19 protein-coding genes and 2 pseudogenes are annotated in these 16,966 nt (G+C 40.1%); 17 read left to right on the top strand and 4 right to left on the bottom strand.

The window, feature by feature from the left end; genetic code table 11:
• The 14 genes and pseudogenes from RM368_RS12545 to RM368_RS12485 all read left to right on the top strand — a co-directional run.
• Positions 1-312 (top strand): annotated as a pseudogene (locus RM368_RS12545) (NTPase); the annotation flags it as partial.
• A gap of 32 nt (positions 313-344) precedes the next feature.
• The gene (locus RM368_RS38745; protein WP_416212230.1) at positions 345-593 is read left to right on the top strand and encodes a DUF6888 family protein; all 249 of its coding nucleotides are present in this window, start codon (positions 345-347) and stop codon (positions 591-593) included.
• Positions 577-825: a DUF6887 family protein gene (locus tag RM368_RS12540; RefSeq protein WP_322694349.1), complete on the top strand. Its 249-nt coding sequence runs from the start codon at positions 577-579 to the stop codon at positions 823-825. The genes RM368_RS38745 and RM368_RS12540 overlap by 17 nt, the downstream gene beginning before the upstream one ends.
• Positions 826-848: 23 nt before the next feature.
• Positions 849-1,072 (top strand): annotated as a pseudogene (locus RM368_RS12535) (type II toxin-antitoxin system HicA family toxin).
• Complete coding sequence (locus tag RM368_RS12530) at positions 1,069-1,293, top strand: type II toxin-antitoxin system HicB family antitoxin (RefSeq protein ID WP_322694348.1); 225 nt, start codon at positions 1,069-1,071, stop codon at positions 1,291-1,293. The pseudogene RM368_RS12535 and the gene RM368_RS12530 overlap by 4 nt, the downstream one beginning before the upstream one ends.
• A 25-nt stretch (positions 1,294-1,318) precedes the next feature.
• The gene (locus RM368_RS12525) at positions 1,319-1,573 is read left to right on the top strand and encodes a hypothetical protein (RefSeq protein WP_322694347.1); all 255 of its coding nucleotides are present in this window, start codon (positions 1,319-1,321) and stop codon (positions 1,571-1,573) included.
• 309 nt (positions 1,574-1,882) lie between these two features.
• Positions 1,883-2,359, top strand: coding sequence for a hypothetical protein (locus RM368_RS12520; protein ID WP_322694346.1), 477 nt, complete (start codon positions 1,883-1,885; stop codon positions 2,357-2,359).
• A 987-nt stretch (positions 2,360-3,346) separates the two neighbouring features.
• The gene (gene cysE, locus RM368_RS12515) at positions 3,347-4,087 is read left to right on the top strand and encodes a serine O-acetyltransferase (protein WP_322694345.1); all 741 of its coding nucleotides are present in this window, start codon (positions 3,347-3,349) and stop codon (positions 4,085-4,087) included.
• Between the two features lie 67 nt (positions 4,088-4,154).
• A complete protein-coding gene (locus tag RM368_RS12510; RefSeq protein ID WP_322694344.1) occupies positions 4,155-4,385 on the top strand; it encodes an Asr1405/Asl0597 family protein in 231 nt (76 codons plus the stop codon).
• 302 nt (positions 4,386-4,687) lie between these two features.
• Positions 4,688-4,885 (top strand): DUF2949 domain-containing protein, encoded by a 198-nt coding sequence (locus RM368_RS12505; protein WP_322694343.1) that lies wholly within the window; start codon positions 4,688-4,690, stop codon positions 4,883-4,885.
• A 371-nt stretch (positions 4,886-5,256) separates the two neighbouring features.
• Complete coding sequence (nifV, locus tag RM368_RS12500) at positions 5,257-6,390, top strand: homocitrate synthase (protein ID WP_322694342.1); 1,134 nt, start codon at positions 5,257-5,259, stop codon at positions 6,388-6,390.
• Positions 6,377-6,664 (top strand): nitrogen fixation protein NifZ, encoded by a 288-nt coding sequence (locus tag RM368_RS12495; protein ID WP_069070441.1) that lies wholly within the window; start codon positions 6,377-6,379, stop codon positions 6,662-6,664. The genes nifV and RM368_RS12495 overlap by 14 nt, the downstream gene beginning before the upstream one ends.
• Positions 6,639-6,842 carry a putative nitrogen fixation protein NifT gene (gene nifT / locus RM368_RS12490; RefSeq protein ID WP_069070440.1) on the top strand — a complete coding sequence of 68 codons (204 nt, stop codon included), beginning with the start codon at positions 6,639-6,641 and terminating at the stop codon, positions 6,840-6,842. The genes RM368_RS12495 and nifT overlap by 26 nt, the downstream gene beginning before the upstream one ends.
• A 152-nt stretch (positions 6,843-6,994) precedes the next feature.
• A complete protein-coding gene (locus tag RM368_RS12485) occupies positions 6,995-7,534 on the top strand; it encodes a (2Fe-2S) ferredoxin domain-containing protein (protein ID WP_322694341.1) in 540 nt (179 codons plus the stop codon).
• Between the two features lie 104 nt (positions 7,535-7,638).
• Here the strand turns inward: RM368_RS12485 and RM368_RS12480 are convergent, their stop codons facing one another.
• Positions 7,639-9,282 carry an AAA family ATPase gene (locus RM368_RS12480; RefSeq protein ID WP_322694340.1) on the bottom strand — a complete coding sequence of 548 codons (1,644 nt, stop codon included), beginning with the start codon at positions 9,280-9,282 and terminating at the stop codon, positions 7,639-7,641.
• Positions 9,283-9,431: 149 nt separating this feature from the next.
• Here RM368_RS12480 and RM368_RS12475 point away from each other — a divergent pair, with 149 nt between their 5' ends.
• Positions 9,432-10,007: a Uma2 family endonuclease gene (locus RM368_RS12475; RefSeq protein WP_322694339.1), complete on the top strand. Its 576-nt coding sequence runs from the start codon at positions 9,432-9,434 to the stop codon at positions 10,005-10,007.
• 338 nt (positions 10,008-10,345) lie between these two features.
• On the opposite strand, the gene RM368_RS12470 is transcribed toward RM368_RS12475, so the two are convergent.
• The 3 genes from RM368_RS12470 to RM368_RS12460 all read right to left on the bottom strand — a co-directional run bounded on the left by RM368_RS12470 (position 10,346) and on the right by RM368_RS12460 (position 13,995).
• Complete coding sequence (locus tag RM368_RS12470) at positions 10,346-11,272, bottom strand: XDD3 family exosortase-dependent surface protein (RefSeq protein ID WP_322694338.1); 927 nt, start codon at positions 11,270-11,272, stop codon at positions 10,346-10,348.
• A gap of 498 nt (positions 11,273-11,770) precedes the next feature.
• A complete protein-coding gene (locus RM368_RS12465; RefSeq protein WP_322694337.1) occupies positions 11,771-13,153 on the bottom strand; it encodes a 1-acyl-sn-glycerol-3-phosphate acyltransferase in 1,383 nt (460 codons plus the stop codon).
• A gap of 272 nt (positions 13,154-13,425) precedes the next feature.
• Positions 13,426-13,995, bottom strand: coding sequence for a Uma2 family endonuclease (locus tag RM368_RS12460; protein WP_322694336.1), 570 nt, complete (start codon positions 13,993-13,995; stop codon positions 13,426-13,428).
• A 195-nt stretch (positions 13,996-14,190) separates the two neighbouring features.
• On the opposite strand from RM368_RS12460, the gene RM368_RS12455 reads away from it, so the two are divergent.
• Positions 14,191-16,005: a proline--tRNA ligase gene (locus tag RM368_RS12455; protein WP_322694335.1), complete on the top strand. Its 1,815-nt coding sequence runs from the start codon at positions 14,191-14,193 to the stop codon at positions 16,003-16,005.
• Between the two features lie 312 nt (positions 16,006-16,317).
• Complete coding sequence (locus tag RM368_RS12450; protein ID WP_322694334.1) at positions 16,318-16,929, top strand: GerMN domain-containing protein; 612 nt, start codon at positions 16,318-16,320, stop codon at positions 16,927-16,929.
• Positions 16,930-16,966 lie beyond the last annotated feature (37 nt).

The raw sequence follows: 16,966 nt of genomic DNA, 5'->3' as shown, positions 1-16,966 counted from the left end.
TTCAAAGAACGCGCTACCCAAGATGATAGTGCAAATGTGCGAGGTGAAGCAGTCCAAGAATTAGCTAAACACTTTAAATATCAGCTTGAGCTGTTTGAAATTTACCACCACTGCGCTGTTAATGACCCCTTTAAGGATAGCCATAATCCCCCACTTAAACCCAATCCTCGACACATTGCACTAGAGATAATTATTAAGCAATTTCCTCAGCATCCCCAGACTTTACCACTGTTGCGCGATCGCGCCAACAATGACCCAGATGAGCAAGTGCGGGAATTTGCTCAGAAGAAATTAAAGCAGTTGGAAGGGTAAATGTAAGCTGAGTATATGCCCAAGACAATCAAATAACTCAAAGCAAAAAAAAGCTTAATATTATCTATGTCACAATTGAGGAACAGACAATAAACCCAACCAATGAACAAGCACAAGCCTGTGTGCGAGTCTGCCAAATGTTATCAAACACTTACAAAGATATCCACCTGTTTCGGTTTCAAATCCAAACTAGAGATGTGTATATTTTGGCAGGCGAGAATATTGAAATTATCGTACCCCCTAGTGGACTCTGGAGGTTTTTGAATGAAACCGAACTTTGAAGCAATGACTAACAAAGAATTAAAAGCTTACATAGTTGCACATCGAGATGATGATGAGGCTATTCGTGTCTTGTTTAGTCGCCGTAATCCTCCTGACTCGGAAGCAACATGGTACGGGCCAATGGTAGCTGAAGACGGTACGCCAATAGAAGAGAACATTCGCATAGCAGAAGAAGCAATTAGGCAACGCATTGAGCAAGCAAATCAAAGCAAGCAAGATTCTCAAAGTTAAGAATAAAAATGTAAGCTGAGGTTATGCCCAAGAAAATCAGAGAACTCAAAAGCTTGTTGCTGCAAGCAGGGTTTACTTATAAACCTGCAAAGAGTAGCCATAGTAAATGAATACATCCACAATTACCTAAAGCTATCATCATTGCTGGTAAAGATGGTAGCGATGCCAAACTTATTTAGAAAAGCAAGTTAATGAAGCACTAGAAGAACTAAATAAAATTAAAGAAGACGAGGAGACAGAAGAATGAAATATACAATCGTGATTCAATGGTCAGAAGATGACGATTGTTATGTGGTTTCGCTACCTGAGTTTACGGATATAATGCAGCCTTGCACTCACGGAGAGACTTACGAAGACGCTCTTAAAAATGCTCAAGAAGTTTTAGAGATGCTGATTGAATCATCTTTGGCTGATGGTGAAACTCTACCAGAACCTCAAACGCTAGGAAAGTCTTTGGAAGTTGCATAAAATTCATGAATTAAAAAGGTAGCTTATGAACACATCTGTAAATACAGCCAAAGTCTACGATGAAATTATAGAGTTTATTGCTGCTGGAACCACTCCCCAAAGCGTTATCGATTTCAAACTCTCGGATGCAGCCAAAGACCGTTTAGAGGATCTCGTTTACCGCGCAAAAACTGAAGGTCTTATAGGAAGTGACCAGCGAGAATTAGATCGTTTCCTCACGCTAGAGCATATTATGCTACTAGCAAAAGCAAGAGCTACTCAGCACATCAGCGCAAAGTAAGTATTCAAAGTGTCTGTCCATATATTAATGCAGAATTGCGGCGTTTAGTTAGCGATCGCGCTGCCCATCTATGCGAGTATTGTTTATATGCCAATACAGTTGAGTTAAGAAAAATTGTAGGTTGGGTGAAGCAAAGCGCAACCCAACATTTTCGGGTTTTGTTGGGTTTCACTTCGTTCAACCCAACCTACAAATTTTCTAAAACAGATAAATAAATAAGTTATGATGTGCGATCGCACTTACCAATGGGAATTCTATACTTAGCAACTATTGCTACTTCACCATTAGAACTCCCAAGGTAAATATATAATGGCTTATCAAAATATTGCAGCTACCCTTTCGCCACAAGATATCCAAGAAATTAAAGCCGCGCTACAGACAGTCCAAAGAAAGATGCCGTTTCTGATTACTCTCAGCACTGAAGAACGGCGTAAGTTAGTAAAAATGGGCGATAAAAGCCTAGCTTTTGTGAACAATAGCATTACTGCTGCTCAGTCTAACCGCGAAATCCTTCCAGCAACTTTTGACGTTGAGGAACTGGTTCAAGATTATCAATTAGCAGCTGCGCTTACCGAACTTTTAATCTCCATGCAGCAACTTACCGAACAGGTAGATGATACTTTAATGGCTGTCGGTAGTGAAGCTATGACTAGCAGTTTGACTGTTTATGATTACGTGAAGACTGCATCGAAAAAGACTCCAGGTTTAAAAACTGTCGCTGAACAGTTGGGCGAACGTTTTAAGGCTATCAAAGGTAGACCGACTAAAGCTGCATCTGGTTCTTGAGTTTTTGATACTCATTAATGAGCCTTTGAACTCCATTAATGAACCTTTGGACTCCATTAATCAGCCTTTGATACTCATTAATGAGCCTTTGAACTCCATTAATGAACCTTTGGACTCCATTAATCAGCCTTTGATACTCATTAATGAGTCTTGGAACTCCATTAATGAGTCTTTGGACTCCATTAATTAGCCTTTGATACTCGTTAATGAGCCTTTGAACTCCATTAATGAGCCTTTGAACTCCATTAATGCACCTTTGAACTCCATTAATGCACCTCTGAACTCCATTAATGCACCTCTGAACTCCATTAACAAATCTTCAGATACCTCATTCCCAGTCTATGGCTGGGAATGCCTATTTGCAGCTTCTACCTCCCGAATTCGCGGCAGAGTCGCAATGAAGTACATTTCTAGGTTCTACCTGGAACGAAATTTAAATCTGGAAACGAGATTGATAAAAATTTTGGCGATCGCTATTCCCACACATCTATATAATAAGAAAACAGTCACGATAAGCGATAACTATATTTTGAAACGTATACATACATACAGACAGCAAATCCTAAAAGAAAATAAAGAAACCTGTCTTTCGTTTAACCCAATAATAAGATACTAATAGTAATAGGATATACAGAAAATAGATTTGTAGCCTTATCAAATTCATGCTTGAGTACATCTGAGTACAACTTAATATATTGCAAAATATCTTGACAAAATCTTAGCAAATGCTTACGGGTAAAGTTTCTTGTAGCGCGAACATAAATTCTTAACCCCTGCCCCAAAAATACTAGTACCCCTATCATTAAATACTAGTGCCCCTACCCCAAGATAAATTTTCAGTTTATCTGGAGTCGGGATTTCGGCGTTTGAGTACAACCTCAATCAATCCAATAAATCCAATCAGCATTGGGTTTGGTATCGAGTTGGATGTCACCTGATATAAGCATAAAAATAGCAGATGACTCATTTACCAGATAGACATTACCGATGCAACAGTCTTTAGACAGTATTAGCGATTCCCCAAGTACTAAAACGCAGGATTTTGCCCATACATCCATGCTGAAAAATCTCTTCTCTGGCGTTTTTTTTGAGCCATTATTGAGTGATTTTCGCATTATTTTTGAGCGCGATCCCGCAGCACGGAATTGGCTAGAGGTGGTGTTTTGCTACCCTGGATTGCACGCGCTATGTTTGCATCGTCTTGCTCACTGGTTACATAATCGAGGAGTCGGTTTTATCCCCCGTTTAATTTCTCACTTGGGGCGATTTTTGACCGGAATTGAAATTCACCCAGGTGCAGAGATTGGTGAAGGCGTGTTTATCGACCACGGAATGGGTGTAGTCATTGGCGAAACTGCGATCGTCGGCGACTATACACTGATTTATCAGGGCGTCACCCTTGGCGGAACTGGTAAAGAAACTGGTAAGCGTCATCCCACAGTCGGCAAAAATGCAGTGATTGGGGCGGGTGCGAAAGTTTTAGGTAATCTGCAAATTGGCGATCGCGTCCGTATTGGTGCAGGTTCGGTTGTCTTACGAAATGTCCCCAACGACTGCACAGTTGTCGGAATTCCCGGCAGAATTATTTCTCGCAACGAAAACGCCAGCCTTTCTCCTTTAGAACATGGAAAGCTACCCGATGTGGAAGCAACCGTGATTCGTTCTTTGCTCTCGCGCATTGAAGAACTCGAAAAACAACTGCAAATTTTAAAAGTCAAGAGTCATTAGTCATTGGGGATTGGGCATGGGGCATTGGGCATGGGGCATTGGACAAATGACAAAGGACAAATGACAAATGACAAATCACGTTTTGCAGATTCCTTTGAGCGATCGCTGGCGAATCTATCACCGTTTGCAAGAGTTAAAAATTAATTGCTCTTGTCCCCCTGATGGTTCTTTGCGAGTGCAAGTGAACAATTTGCTGGAAGTAATTCTAATTCGCAGTACAGTTATGCAATTTTTGGCTTCTCGTCACGAATTATTAGAGTGGTTAGAGCGTTGCTGGCATTACAGTGATGAGTCATGATTATTTCAAAAAGACCTAATTCAAAGACGATTAATCTTGAATTCATGACGCAACTACTGGACTTTATCCTTTTTGTTCATAGATGCACAAAGCTCAAATAGGTTTAGAGTTTGAAGCTACTGTCCGCTAGCAGAATTTATTGCAGACTGAGATGGATTAGATGGGGTTTAGATTTTGTTGGGTCTACTAAATCTGAAACTTCCCTGACATATAGCAACAATTAAAAAGACGAAATTCCTAAATATAAATTGGAGTTTCTGATTTTTAACCTTTTCCCAAATTAAGAAATTGAAAGTTCAATTATGGCGACTCGGAACAGAGATATAAAACTCCTCAATTTTTTGCACAATGAACTTGAACTTTCAAATGCCGATATTGCTGTAGCTCTGCGATACCGTGAATTAGAAAATGGCCCGTTACCGATGCTCCTTTGGCAGTATGGTTTCGTTGACTTGGAGCAGCTAGGAAAAATATTTGATTGGCTAGCAGACCAAAGTTAGCGAATTTGTTCTTCTTAACGTTGAGTACCATTACCTGCCTAAATTACACCAAAATGCACTAGAAAATACGAGGTTACGAAGATGATTACATCCTTAATTGCTGGCTTTTGTGTATTACTTTGTTCGGGATTTGCTAATAGTTATATTAGTTCATTGCTACTCAAAGACATTTCAACTGACATCGGTGAAAACGATTAGTAATTTATACATTGTTTTAGTTCCCTGTCATACAGATGTGATGCTAATAATAAGGCAATAATTAAGGATCATGTATCCTACATTATGAATTGTGATATTTTTAGCATTTGCCATCGCTGGGGATTGTAGAGGGAAAGGATATTAAGAATACTTCCAAGAGAGGGATATTTGCAATGAATCAAATCATAATTAATGACACTACATTACGTGATGGCGAACAAGCAGCAGGTGTTGCCTTTACTCTACAAGAAAAAGTAGCGATCGCGAAATTTCTCGATGCCATTGGTATACCGGAATTAGAAGTCGGTATACCAGCAATGGGCGACGAAGAAACCCGGGCGATCACTGCAATCTCTAACTTAGGGTTACAAGCAAAACTCTTGGGCTGGAACCGTGCTGTCATCTCAGATATCAAGGCTTCCATCGCTTGTGGTTTGAATCGGGTGCATATTGCTATTCCCGTCTCTGGTATCCAAATTGCCACTAAATTTCATGGTCAGTGGCGAGTAAGTTTGCAAAAACTCAAAGACTCAATCCACTTCGCCCTCGACCAAGGTCTTTGGGTAGCAGTTGGCGGAGAAGATTCTTCTAGAGCTGATGAAAACTTCCTCTTAGATGTAGCACTTTATGCCCAAGATTGGGGTGCATCCCGCTTCCGCTTCTGCGACACTGTAGGAGTTCTCGACCCCTTCACCACTTACACCAAAGTCCAAAGGCTGGTTTCAGCGTTGACGATTCCCCTAGAAATCCACACGCATAATGATTTTGGTCTGGCAACTGCCAATGCCCTTGCGGGTATCAAAGCCGGAGCATCATCAGTGAATACCACAGTCAACGGATTGGGTGAACGGGCGGGAAATGCAGCATTAGAAGAAGTCGTCATGGCGATTAAACGCATCTACGGCGTTAATTTGGGCATTGACACACCCAGTTTGCTGGAACTGTCTCAACTAGTTGCAGCTGCATCAGGAGCTAGCGTACCACCTTGGAAAGCGATCGTTGGCGAAAACACCTTTGCTCACGAATCTGGAATCCATGCTCACGGGGTATTGCAAAATCCCATCACCTACGAACCATTTGCACCCGAAGAGGTGGGTTGGGAACGGCGTTTAGTAGTAGGTAAACATTCTGGACGGCATTTAGTTGCTAACTTACTAGAACAGCATGGAATTTTCTTAAACCCCCAAGAAACCCAATCTGTTTTAGATGCAGTACGCCATCAATCGGTACAGAAAAAACGCAGTTTGACGACAGAAGAATTGTTGAATTTGGTCAGAGAACAGAGGTACTCTCATGCAACGCGATGAATTAGAACTAAACTTGCCACCCGCTTTTGAAATTGGTGAAAAAGTCAGAGTTCGTAAACTGCTAAAAAACGATGGTACCTTTCCCGGTAAGGAAGTCGGCCAAGTTTTAGTCAACAAAGGAGATATCGGTTACATAGCGAGTATAGGCACATATTTGCAGACTTCCTATATATATGCTGTGCATTTCTTAGAAACAGGGTTTGTCGTCGGCTGCAAGAAAAAAGAACTAGAATCGGTTGAGGAGTCTCATGAAAGTAATGCTACGGATGAATGATGCCGGCACTTTAGTAGTTTACGTTGCTAAAAAAGACCTGGAAGAAGAAGTCGTCAAACAAACCGATGGAAATGATGGCAAGATTCTCACTCTAGCAAATGGTTGGGAATTAGAATTTCGTGAATTGCCAGATACAGCAAATTTACCTCAAACAGTAGAAGCTAAACGCCTCGCTTAAAAATAGTTATGAGTTAAGAGTTATGAGTTGGAAGTTAAGAATTATGAGTTAAGAGTTATGAATTATTAACTCTTAGTTCCTCATTTTTAACTCCTCACTCCTAACTCCTCACTCCTAACTCTTCATCCCCCACTCCTAACTTTTTATCAATCATGGGTAACAAATATTTGACGTTATCAGAATTGAACCTTGAGGGACAGTTACTAGGTTTTGTTGGTGGTGAACCAGGAAAATATAAATACTTGCAATTGGCAGTTCCATCTGGAAATGTAGACATTAAACTGCCTAAAGAGTTGCGCCGTTTACTAAGTTCATCCTTAGTTCCTGGTCAGCAACTTCGCATTTGTGGTCATAGTAAGATAGACTCGCGCACAAGTAAAATTAAAATTAAAGCCTATAAGGTGACACCAATTGATACGTGTCCAAAAGAAGATTTACCACCTCAAACCAAAGCGAGGATTATGGTATGTCAAAAGGGCGGTTGCCTGAAACGTGGTGGTAAAGGGTTATTATCAGAATTAGAAAAAACTTTGTGCGATCGCGGTTTGTTAGACAAAGTTACTATTGAACATACAAGTTGCCAAAAATGCTGTGGCAGCGCTCCCAACTGTGTTTTACAGCTTGGTAAAAAGAAATACAAGAATATTCATCCTGACGCGATCGCATCTTTGCTAGAAAGTCACTTAACTTAAGTTACAAAGATATTTGTAATTTAATTTTACAGGTGGAAAGGGTAGGCTCCTGATCCACCTATTTTCAATGTAAAAGGTTAAGATGCAAAAAAATCTATAAGCTACTAACAACATAGACTTTTAAGAAATTGTCCAAAGTCTGTGAGTTCTAGTTCATCAAGGGTCATTTCTTTAGCTATTCGCCAGTTTTCCGATTTTCGCCATCCGTATCTAGCATTTTCGAGTTTTTCATACGGTTGAAGCGCTGAATAATTATCTCCTTTAACTAATTTAACTGCTTTATCTGTAAAGTAGTTTTCAGTAGCTCGGTAGTTAAGAACATGGCAATTTATTCCTATCTCTTGACAATTTGTAATAAATGCTTGTCTTTCAGCACCTAAAGCTTCATCAGCAGATAGGCGCTCACTATCGATTAATGCAAAAATTTTATCAGAAATACGTTTTATTTCTTCAAGCTCTGATTTAGATGTAGCATTAATTAAAGCACTGCCACCTAATGGTAAAAGTAAAAAATGATGGTCTTGTTTATACTTTCGGAGAAACTGCTGAATTGTCTTTATTTCGCTAGGACCTTCAACAAGTAAAACTTTATCAAAGCCAAACTCTCTATATGTAGAAAAACTCAGTTCTCCAAGTAGCTCTGGTAAGCTAGAATTTTTTTCATACTCACTCACCTCACTTCCTTGTGATGTCTGGCGTACTGTATAAATATATTCTGCACTTGCTCGTGCTAGCCCAATGCTGTGAGTTGCAAAGAGCATTCCTTGACTAGCATATTTAGCCAATGTAGTTAAAAAATCAAGCTGGAGTACGGGATTGAGATTAAGTTCTGGCTCATCAATAAGAATATAAGAAGGGTTTTGTATCGCTACATTAACTATGACTAAAATAAATTGAGCAAGACCAGAACCAATTTCTGAAAGATTATAGACTTTTCTATTAATAAATAGTTGCATAGATTGGTCATCATTGGAAGAATTAATTTCTAATTGCTCAAAGCTAAAAATGCGTTTAATATCATCTGTTAATTCAAGAGTAGCTATACTACGATTTCTGTCAGCACCAGTTTTAAATTGTCGCCATTGACGAATAAAAGCTCTTCCTACATTAATATCAAAATAACTTAAATATTGGTTATCAATATCATTCATTACAGAAGGATGTAAAATTGGTAAGACACTAATAGCATTTCTAAATGGTCCAATATATAATGTTTTACTTAAATGTTTAAATTCTGCAAGTATATAAGAAATATCTACAGAAGCTATGAGTTCACCTAGCTTTTTTATATTGAGTATTATTCCATTGTCAAGGTTAATATTTTCTTGTTTTATATTGAGTTTTTGATTATTAATTGTGATAAAGGTAGTGTAAGAATTATTTCTCGGTATTACTACTTTTATTTCCTGAATAATAGGTAAACTGTCCTTTCCTATTTCACCTTCAGGTAGAAAATAAAATTCTATTGTGAGTGGACGATCATTAGTATTACAAAATACTTCCTGGGGATATAAAACTTCTCTGGGAAAGTTCAAATCTTGCGAGTTTCCGCTTAGAGTATTTACTAGATTGCTAGGATTAGAGAGTGAGGCAAAAAGAGACCGGAACTCATAAAAAAATTTAAGTAGAGAAGATTTGCCTGAATTATTGACTCCTATAAATGCTGTGAATCCTTTTCGGATCATTATCCTAGCTGGCTTAGAGTCTGAGAAACATCGGTAATTTTTGAGTGTTATTTTAACTTGCATACAATCCTATTATCTCTGGTGTAAGTCTAGAAACAACTACAGAAGCCGAGAAACAAGAATATCCAGATATACTATTATCTTCTATCGGTGGAGTTTAATCAGCTACAGCTATATTAAGATAAAAGTAACTCTGCATTCTCGTAGTTGTTATGAGCCTTACCACTGCTAAACGCTTTACTATAGCTGAATATCATCGTCTAGCTGAACTCGGCTTCTTTGAGGAGAATGACCGAGTTGAGCTAATTAAGGGTGAAATAATCCAGATGGCAGCAAAAGGTACACCGCACTCTGTTTGTGAAACACGCCTAGAGCGAGAATTATATAAGTTAGTAGGCGATCGCGCAACCCTACGAGGACAACAACCAATTACTTTGTCTAACAACAGTGAACCTGAACCAGACAGAGTAATTGCAAAAAATAGAGATGATGACTATCTAGCGAATCATCCCAGCCCATCTGATATTTTACTCTTAATTGAGATTGCTGATTCATCCTTAAAATATGACCAAGAGGAAAAGCTACCTATTTATGCCGAAGCAGGTATTTCTGATTATTGGATATTTAATTTAGTAGATAACTATCTGGAGTGCTATAGCGAACCTTATCAAGCATTGCAAAGTAAATTTGGTTATCGTCGCAAATTTATTTATCTGCCAAATGAATCAGTTAATCTGCCCTGTTTTTCTGATTTAGTTGTGGATTTATCTAAGGTGTTTCCAGGTTAAGGTGTAAGGAGCGATGTCAGACAACTAGCCGCTGCAAGCCTTATAGCGAGTATAGGTGTCATGAGCATTACCGAGATTCTTTAGAGAATTGCCTGAGTAGTTTTGTATTTGATAACTATATTAGAAAAAAATGCCCTTGCTAGAAAGTAAGGGCATTGAAATTTACCTATTTAATATTTAACGAGTAAATCTATACGGTTTGGGATACTTTTCGCTTAAACTTCATCCAAAATTCCATTACTCCAGCGATCATTTCCATGAGAGAAAATAGTCTTTTATCTTGTCTATAATCACTGAAGATAAATCAAGCCGTATTGCGAATAGTCCCTAACCAATTGCTATGCTAATTTCTTGCGTAGCTTGCTACTAGCCAAAGCCAGACCGACGATTCCTAAACCAGCGAGACTAGCAGGCTCAGGAGTCGATTGGACAATAGAAGATTTCTTGAATTCAAATGCAATGGTTTGTGTGCCGTTGAATTTGCTGGCATCATAGCCAGTGGTTAGCAACTGCTGCGTTATATTACCTTGTGCTAGGAACGAGATTCCACTCAGATAATTTCCAGAGTTGATGACATTGAGATTAAATGTATTGTCCTTGCCGTTATTAGTAAAATAACTACTGGTCAAATCACCATAACCGACAATACCACCACCTTGTTTTACCTGACTTTCGTAAGAATTTCCTCCTCCTGCTAAACCACCATATGTAGCCACAGTGTAGCCTTCTTTGATATTAGTAACTGTCTTTGCTTGAACACCACTATAAACACCTAGTTGTTGTACTCCTGAAGCATTCGCTGAAGCGAAATGAATCCCAAACAAATCCCCGCCGCTCATAGCATTGTCAAAGGTCTTACCGGCCATATTGAAGAACAAATCACCATATCCAATCTGACCACCGGCAGCACCCTGTTCAGCCTCTCCTGTTAACTTCATATTGCCGTTGATTGCCACAATGATACTGGTAGCAGTTTCTTTAATAGCCATACCAGAGATATCATAAGGGTTTACTTTTCCTGGCGCGGCACCAACCCAGTAATTCCCGTTCATCCCATCTTTGTTTGAATCAAATGCATACTGCCACCCGTTAGCAGCGGAGTTTTGACCCATCAAAAGACCGGTAGTGTCGTTCAGACACTCCAAAGATATGCTAAATGCTGTTCCCTTTAAGTCTGAAGCATAGGCTCCTTGACCAGCCACAAAGAAGATTCCAAAAGTAGCAATACCAACCTTCAGTAAATTGAATAAGTTTTGAGTTTTCATTATTTATAAATTGATTGATTTAGAGAATCACAATTTTTTGGACTGCTCTATTTGTAATTGGAATTACAAAAATATAAAAGCGTGATTTCTCTGAAAATATAATTTGAATAACTTAACGGTATTTTTATAAAACTCAAATAATAAATGACATATTTAGTTACAATTGCCTCGATCTAACCCAATTGTATTAAAGTGAAATAGCAGCAAAGGCAAGCAGGTCTAGCAGCCTACGATTATCTGCATCCATTTAATTAGATAATTTTAAAAAACTTTTGGGTTTGTGTAAGCTTAATAAACTATATCCCGCCAGCATCTCCGTACAGGGCATCTAAACCCGCGATCTACTTTAGAAAGTAATATCCGATTCGGATGAACACTTGGACATTTACATTGCACCTTGTTATTTAAGGGAGTCAGGAGGCAGGGGTCGAAATCAATAAGCCTCCTGAGGACTGACAGCTTTATGATAGTTACTAGCAAAAAATGCAACCCTTCTAATCAAATCAAACCTTCCAATGCATGTTGCAAATCGTTGGTCACATCAGCAACAGCTTGTCTAGCACCCAAACGATTTTCCTTATACCCTGGGTAACGCTCAGAAATAGATATCGGTTTACCCACAGTAATTTTTACTTTTTGCTTACCCAATTGCGGACGCTGCACAGTTTTATTGCCTTTGATTTTAGCAATCATTTGCCATAAAATTAAAGTTGTCTCAGCAAATCTTTCTGTTGTTGGATTTTCACGAATATAATTACCAGAAACTGCCACAAAACTTTCTACTAAACGCATATGCCACATCCGTGCATTCGCTTCTTCTGCAATGCGATCGCCTAAAGCTCTTTCAACCGCAGATACTCCTTTGACATCCTTAAATTCTTCTCTAAATATATAATTCCAACCTGCTTGCTCGACTCGCCGACAACGGTCACTCAAACTACCTTTTGACTGCAAATTAAAATACTGTTCTGAGATTAACAGCGCTGCATTCAACAACGCTTGTAAACGAACTGCTAATGCTTCATTTCTATCTGGAATTTGCCCGTTGACAATCTTGGGATCTGGCAGTTTCTGATGATAAAACCGGGTGTAAAATTCTTCCATTAGCAAAAGTAAATGTTCTGCCAAAGTTAACAACCGGGGATAAAGCGACTCTATAGAAGCGTTTTCTGCTGGATTCACAGGTAAACCACTAGCTGCTTCCAATTCACTTAAAAGATTTGCGATCGCATCCCAAGGAGCATTAACGTAACTATATTTAATCCCAACTGGTACAATTAAAACCTGTTCGGGGCGTTCAGCTTTGTGCAAGTCTTCAGCACACCAAAAGCCTAATTGGGCGATACCAGGTTCTAGCGGGCTAATATTCTCCGATAAACCATTGGTAGCACCCTCTGGTGCAGCCGCCATTGGGAATTTCCCATTGGCGAACAAGTCACGCGCCGAACGTAACCCCGTCCAGTCAGCCTTACCTCGCTGAATCGGAGTACCACCTAACTGAGAAGCAATCCAGCCAACGTAGGAACCTGCCCATAGAGGAATGCCGCGATCGTAGATAAAATGAGCGTGAATGGGATGTTGTAGTTTTGTACCTTGCGATCGCGCTGTCTTTGGTACAATTTGAGACAGCAAGTAACCCAAACAAAACGGATCGTCTGTTTTCGGATGGCGAAATGCCAGCATAAAACGGATTTTACCCTCCTGAAACTGGCGATAAAGATCCACTAGAACCTCTACGTTATCTGCTTCAATTTGGCTAATAGGTGTTTGCCAGTTTAGCCAACTGGGTAGCAACAGATGGACAACTCGTAGCAATAAAGGGTTAAACGCGGGAGGAATAAATTCTAAGGGTGCCTGTGCTTGATAAATTACATCTGCCAAAGTAGTTTCTCCTAAAGATGCCCTGATTATAATCGCCTGATGGTTATTTTTTTAAGATATCCTAACGGCTGTAATATGCCCTGAGTAATGAAGTCAAAGTAAAACTGGCCTATTGTGCTGTGCTTGACACATTACTCAGGTTAGAAAACTAGGATACCTTCTTAGTCTACGCAGATTATTTTAATGAAGCGTACTTACGCAGACTTATAAAGTATTTTCTGCTGCAATGAAAAGTGTTGGCAGATAGTGGAGTTTAGCAGCACTTGCAAATCTTAATAACAAGAAAGACTCAAGCTAAATCCTGGCAATACATCTTCATCCGATAATTGTGTGGGTAAATTTCGCACTTCTACATCTTGTTTTTGACGATAAATTTCCACTTGCTGCTGTTGGGGATTAATTAACCATGCCAATTGCACCCCTGCATCCATATATTCCTGCATTTTGGAACGCAACATTTCCAAATCATCTGTTGCCGACCTTAATTCAATCACAAAATCGGGTGCAATGGGGGGAAATTTGCGTCTTTGTTCAGGTGTAAGTGCTTGCCAACGTTCTCGTTGAATCCAAGCGGCATCTGGGGAACGGTCAGCACCATTGGGTAATTTGAATATAGTAGAAGAACTGAAAGTGTAACCAAGGCCAGTTTGCCGATTCCAAATTCCCAGATCGATAATTAAATCTGCTTCTCGATTGCCGCTTTCACCTCCAACGGGGGACATGATGATTAATTCTCCCTTGGCAGTGCGTTCAAATTTCAATTCGCGGTTATTTTGACATAAGTGATAAAATTGTTCGTCACTCAAGTGAACGGTGTCTAGTTTTAATGTCAAAGGACTCATAACCTAGACCTAGATTAAATAGTTGCAAAAATTATATCATGCGATATCTTAATGGCTGTAAGATGCCGATGCCTGCGGCGGGCAAAGCCATCGCACACCACGCAAGTTCAAAAACTAAGATGCTTTTCTGACGCGCGATTTCTAATCGCCAGTTGGTTTATAAACAAATTAGAGATTCTGGAAAGGGAATAAACGATGCGACTTTCACAAATGTTATTTGTTACACTGCGGGACGATCCGGCTGATGCTGAAATTCCCAGTCATAAATTATTACTCCGTGCAGGTTACATTCGTCGCATCGGTAGCGGTATTTATGCTTATTTACCTCTGATGTGGCGGGTACTGCAAAAAGTTTCCCAAATTGTCCGGGAAGAAATGAACGCTACAGGCGCACAAGAATGTCTCCTACCACAATTACAACCTGCTGATTTATGGAAGGAAGCGGGACGTTGGGACACTTACACGAAAGCTGAGGGGATCATGTTTTCCCTAATTGACCGCCGCGAGCAACAATTAGGATTAGGCCCAACTCATGAGGAAGTAATTACAGCGATCGCTCGTGATATGATTCGCTCTTATCGCCAACTACCACTAAATCTCTACCAAATTCAAACCAAATTCCGCGATGAAATTCGTCCCCGCTTTGGTTTAATGCGCGGACGCGAGTTTATCATGAAGGACGCCTATTCCTTCCATACCGATGAAGCTAGCCTCAAAGAAACTTACCAGGATATGTATAAAGCCTACAGTAATATTCTGCGGCGTTCTGGTTTAGCTTTTCGCGCAGTGGAAGCTGATTCTGGTGCAATTGGTGGTTCTGGTTCTACAGAATTTATGATTTTGGCGGAAGCTGGCGAAGACGAAGTTCTCTACACTGAAGATGGTAAATACGCCGCTAACGTAGAAAAGGCTGTTTCTTTACCAATTGACGCCGAAACCTCACGGTTTACAACCTATGAGAAACGCGATACACCTGGAACAGAAACGATTGAAAAGGTGTGTAAACTCCTCAACTGTTCTCCGACTCAATTGGTGAAAAATGTCCTTTATCAGACAGTTTATGATAATGGTATAACAGTGTTAGTTTTGGTGAGCATTCGAGGCGATCAGGAAGTTAATGAGGTCAAATTGCAAAATGAACTGACTAAATTAGCTTCTGAATATGGTGCTAAAACTATTATTAGTTTGAATGTTCCAAATGTAGAAGCCCAGCAAGCATGGACAACTAAATCTCTGCCTTTAGGCTACATTGCGCCAGATATTGCAGATGAGTATATTACTGCTAATAAACAGATCCATCCCAAGTTTTTGCGCTTGGTGGATCGAACAGCAGTTGATTTAAAAAACTTTGTTACAGGCGCGAATGAAGCTGGTTATCACGTAGTTGGTGCTAATTGGAACGAGCAATTTAAGTTACCAGAGCAAATAGTAAATATTCGTAAGTCAAGACCAGGCGATCGCGCCATCCATAACACAGAACAAATCCTACAAAGCGCCCGTGGAGTTGAAGCAGGTCATATCTTCCAATTAGGTACGAAATACTCTCAAGCGATGGGTGCAACTTATACCAACGAACAAGGTGAAGAAAAACTGCTATTTATGGGTTGTTTTGGTGTAGGCGTGTCACGATTAGCCCAAGCTGCCGTCGAGCAATCTTACGATAAAGATGGGATTATTTGGCCAGTTGCGATCGCACCCTACCACGCGATCGTCACAATTCCCAACATTAAAGATGCTCAACAAATCGAAATCGCTCAAAAACTTTACACAGAACTCAATCAGGCGGGAATTGAAACTCTACTAGATGACCGCGACGAACGGGCAGGAGTTAAATTTAAAGATGCTGACTTGATAGGCATACCTTATAGAATTGTAACCGGACGCGCGATCGCTAATGGCAAAGTTGAAGTTGTAGAAAGAGCCACCCGTAAATCTCAAGAAATTGCCATTGATGAAGTGACAACCACACTTCATAAGTGGATTACACAAGCAATAGAGGGTAAAGATTAAACGCAGAGCGGCGCAAAGGGAAGCGCAGAGTTTCGCGGAGTATTTTTTATGAGAAATACTTTGCGTTCCTCTGCCTTGTAAATTTAATTTTCGATCATCTCCACAAAGAATGAGATTTACATAATTTGGCAGGTGACGGATCGGAAGTAAAAATTCTAGAATTGAATCAGGGAGTCACAAGACTAATGTTGTATTTTGAGGCATCAAGTCTCCTCCCGGTTATGAGAAACTCTTCAGTTACAAGTATCGTCGTTAACCAGGCTGCTCCTCACATAACTACCATATCAGCCCTCAGTTAGGAAGGTTTTGAACATGAAAGACCAACAAGGATCTAATCGTATTTCTTCAGGCGTAATTGCAGCTGTATCAGCAGCGGTTATAGCGGTGGGTGGCGGTGTAGCTTGGTTTACCACACAATCCAACAATCCTCCCACACCGTCAAACCCTTCTAGCCGCATTGAACAGCCAGCGCAGCCATCAACTAGGCAGCCAGCTAATGAGCAAACCCCCAACGTTTATTGGCTAAGACCAAAAGACAAAAATGTTGCTTTGGTTCCCCAGCCTGTTAAAGTAGCTTCTGTACTACCCAACCAGGCTTTAGAAGCAGCTTTCCAAAGTTTGTTAGCAGGCCCAACAGAAGGAACAGATTCCACAACCATCCCCAAAGGAACCAAACTGTTGGGGCTGAAGGCGGAAAAAGATGAAGTTCGTGTTAATTTATCTGAAGATTTTACTAGCGGTGGTGGTAGCACTTCAATGATGGGCCGCATTGGACAAGTTGTTTACACTGCAACAACTTTAAATCCCAAAGCCAAAGTGTACATTGACGTGAACGGCAAACCGTTAGATGTTTTAGGCGGCGAGGGTCTAGAGTTACAACAACCACTCACTCGCGAACAGTTTCAAAAAGATTATCCGCTTTAGTCATTAGTCATTAGTCATTGGTCATTAGTCATTAGTT

It is taken from the genome of Nostoc sp. DedSLP03 (genome assembly GCF_034530815.1).
Lineage (GTDB): Bacteria > Cyanobacteriota > Cyanobacteriia > Cyanobacteriales > Nostocaceae > Nostoc.
This window is presented reverse-complemented; position numbering and strand designations above follow the sequence as displayed.

Bases quoted from the DNA above. Each gene is read 5' to 3' on its own strand.
- RM368_RS12540 (WP_322694349.1), top strand. From the start codon at position 577: ATGAAACCGAACTTTGAAGCAATGACTAACAAAGAATTAAAAGCTTAC.
- RM368_RS12530 (WP_322694348.1), top strand. From the start codon at position 1,069: ATGAAATATACAATCGTGATTCAATGGTCAGAAGATGACGATTGTTAT.
- RM368_RS12525 (WP_322694347.1), top strand. From the start codon at position 1,319: ATGAACACATCTGTAAATACAGCCAAAGTCTACGATGAAATTATAGAG.
- RM368_RS12520 (WP_322694346.1), top strand. From the start codon at position 1,883: ATGGCTTATCAAAATATTGCAGCTACCCTTTCGCCACAAGATATCCAA.
- cysE (WP_322694345.1), top strand. From the start codon at position 3,347: ATGCAACAGTCTTTAGACAGTATTAGCGATTCCCCAAGTACTAAAACG.
- RM368_RS12510 (WP_322694344.1), top strand. From the start codon at position 4,155: ATGACAAATCACGTTTTGCAGATTCCTTTGAGCGATCGCTGGCGAATC.
- RM368_RS12505 (WP_322694343.1), top strand. From the start codon at position 4,688: ATGGCGACTCGGAACAGAGATATAAAACTCCTCAATTTTTTGCACAAT.
- nifV (WP_322694342.1), top strand. From the start codon at position 5,257: ATGAATCAAATCATAATTAATGACACTACATTACGTGATGGCGAACAA.
- RM368_RS12495 (WP_069070441.1), top strand. From the start codon at position 6,377: ATGCAACGCGATGAATTAGAACTAAACTTGCCACCCGCTTTTGAAATT.
- nifT (WP_069070440.1), top strand. From the start codon at position 6,639: ATGAAAGTAATGCTACGGATGAATGATGCCGGCACTTTAGTAGTTTAC.
- RM368_RS12485 (WP_322694341.1), top strand. From the start codon at position 6,995: ATGGGTAACAAATATTTGACGTTATCAGAATTGAACCTTGAGGGACAG.
- RM368_RS12480 (WP_322694340.1), bottom strand. From the start codon at position 9,282: ATGCAAGTTAAAATAACACTCAAAAATTACCGATGTTTCTCAGACTCT.
- RM368_RS12475 (WP_322694339.1), top strand. From the start codon at position 9,432: ATGAGCCTTACCACTGCTAAACGCTTTACTATAGCTGAATATCATCGT.
- RM368_RS12470 (WP_322694338.1), bottom strand. From the start codon at position 11,272: ATGAAAACTCAAAACTTATTCAATTTACTGAAGGTTGGTATTGCTACT.
- RM368_RS12460 (WP_322694336.1), bottom strand. From the start codon at position 13,995: ATGAGTCCTTTGACATTAAAACTAGACACCGTTCACTTGAGTGACGAA.
- RM368_RS12455 (WP_322694335.1), top strand. From the start codon at position 14,191: ATGCGACTTTCACAAATGTTATTTGTTACACTGCGGGACGATCCGGCT.
- RM368_RS12450 (WP_322694334.1), top strand. From the start codon at position 16,318: ATGAAAGACCAACAAGGATCTAATCGTATTTCTTCAGGCGTAATTGCA.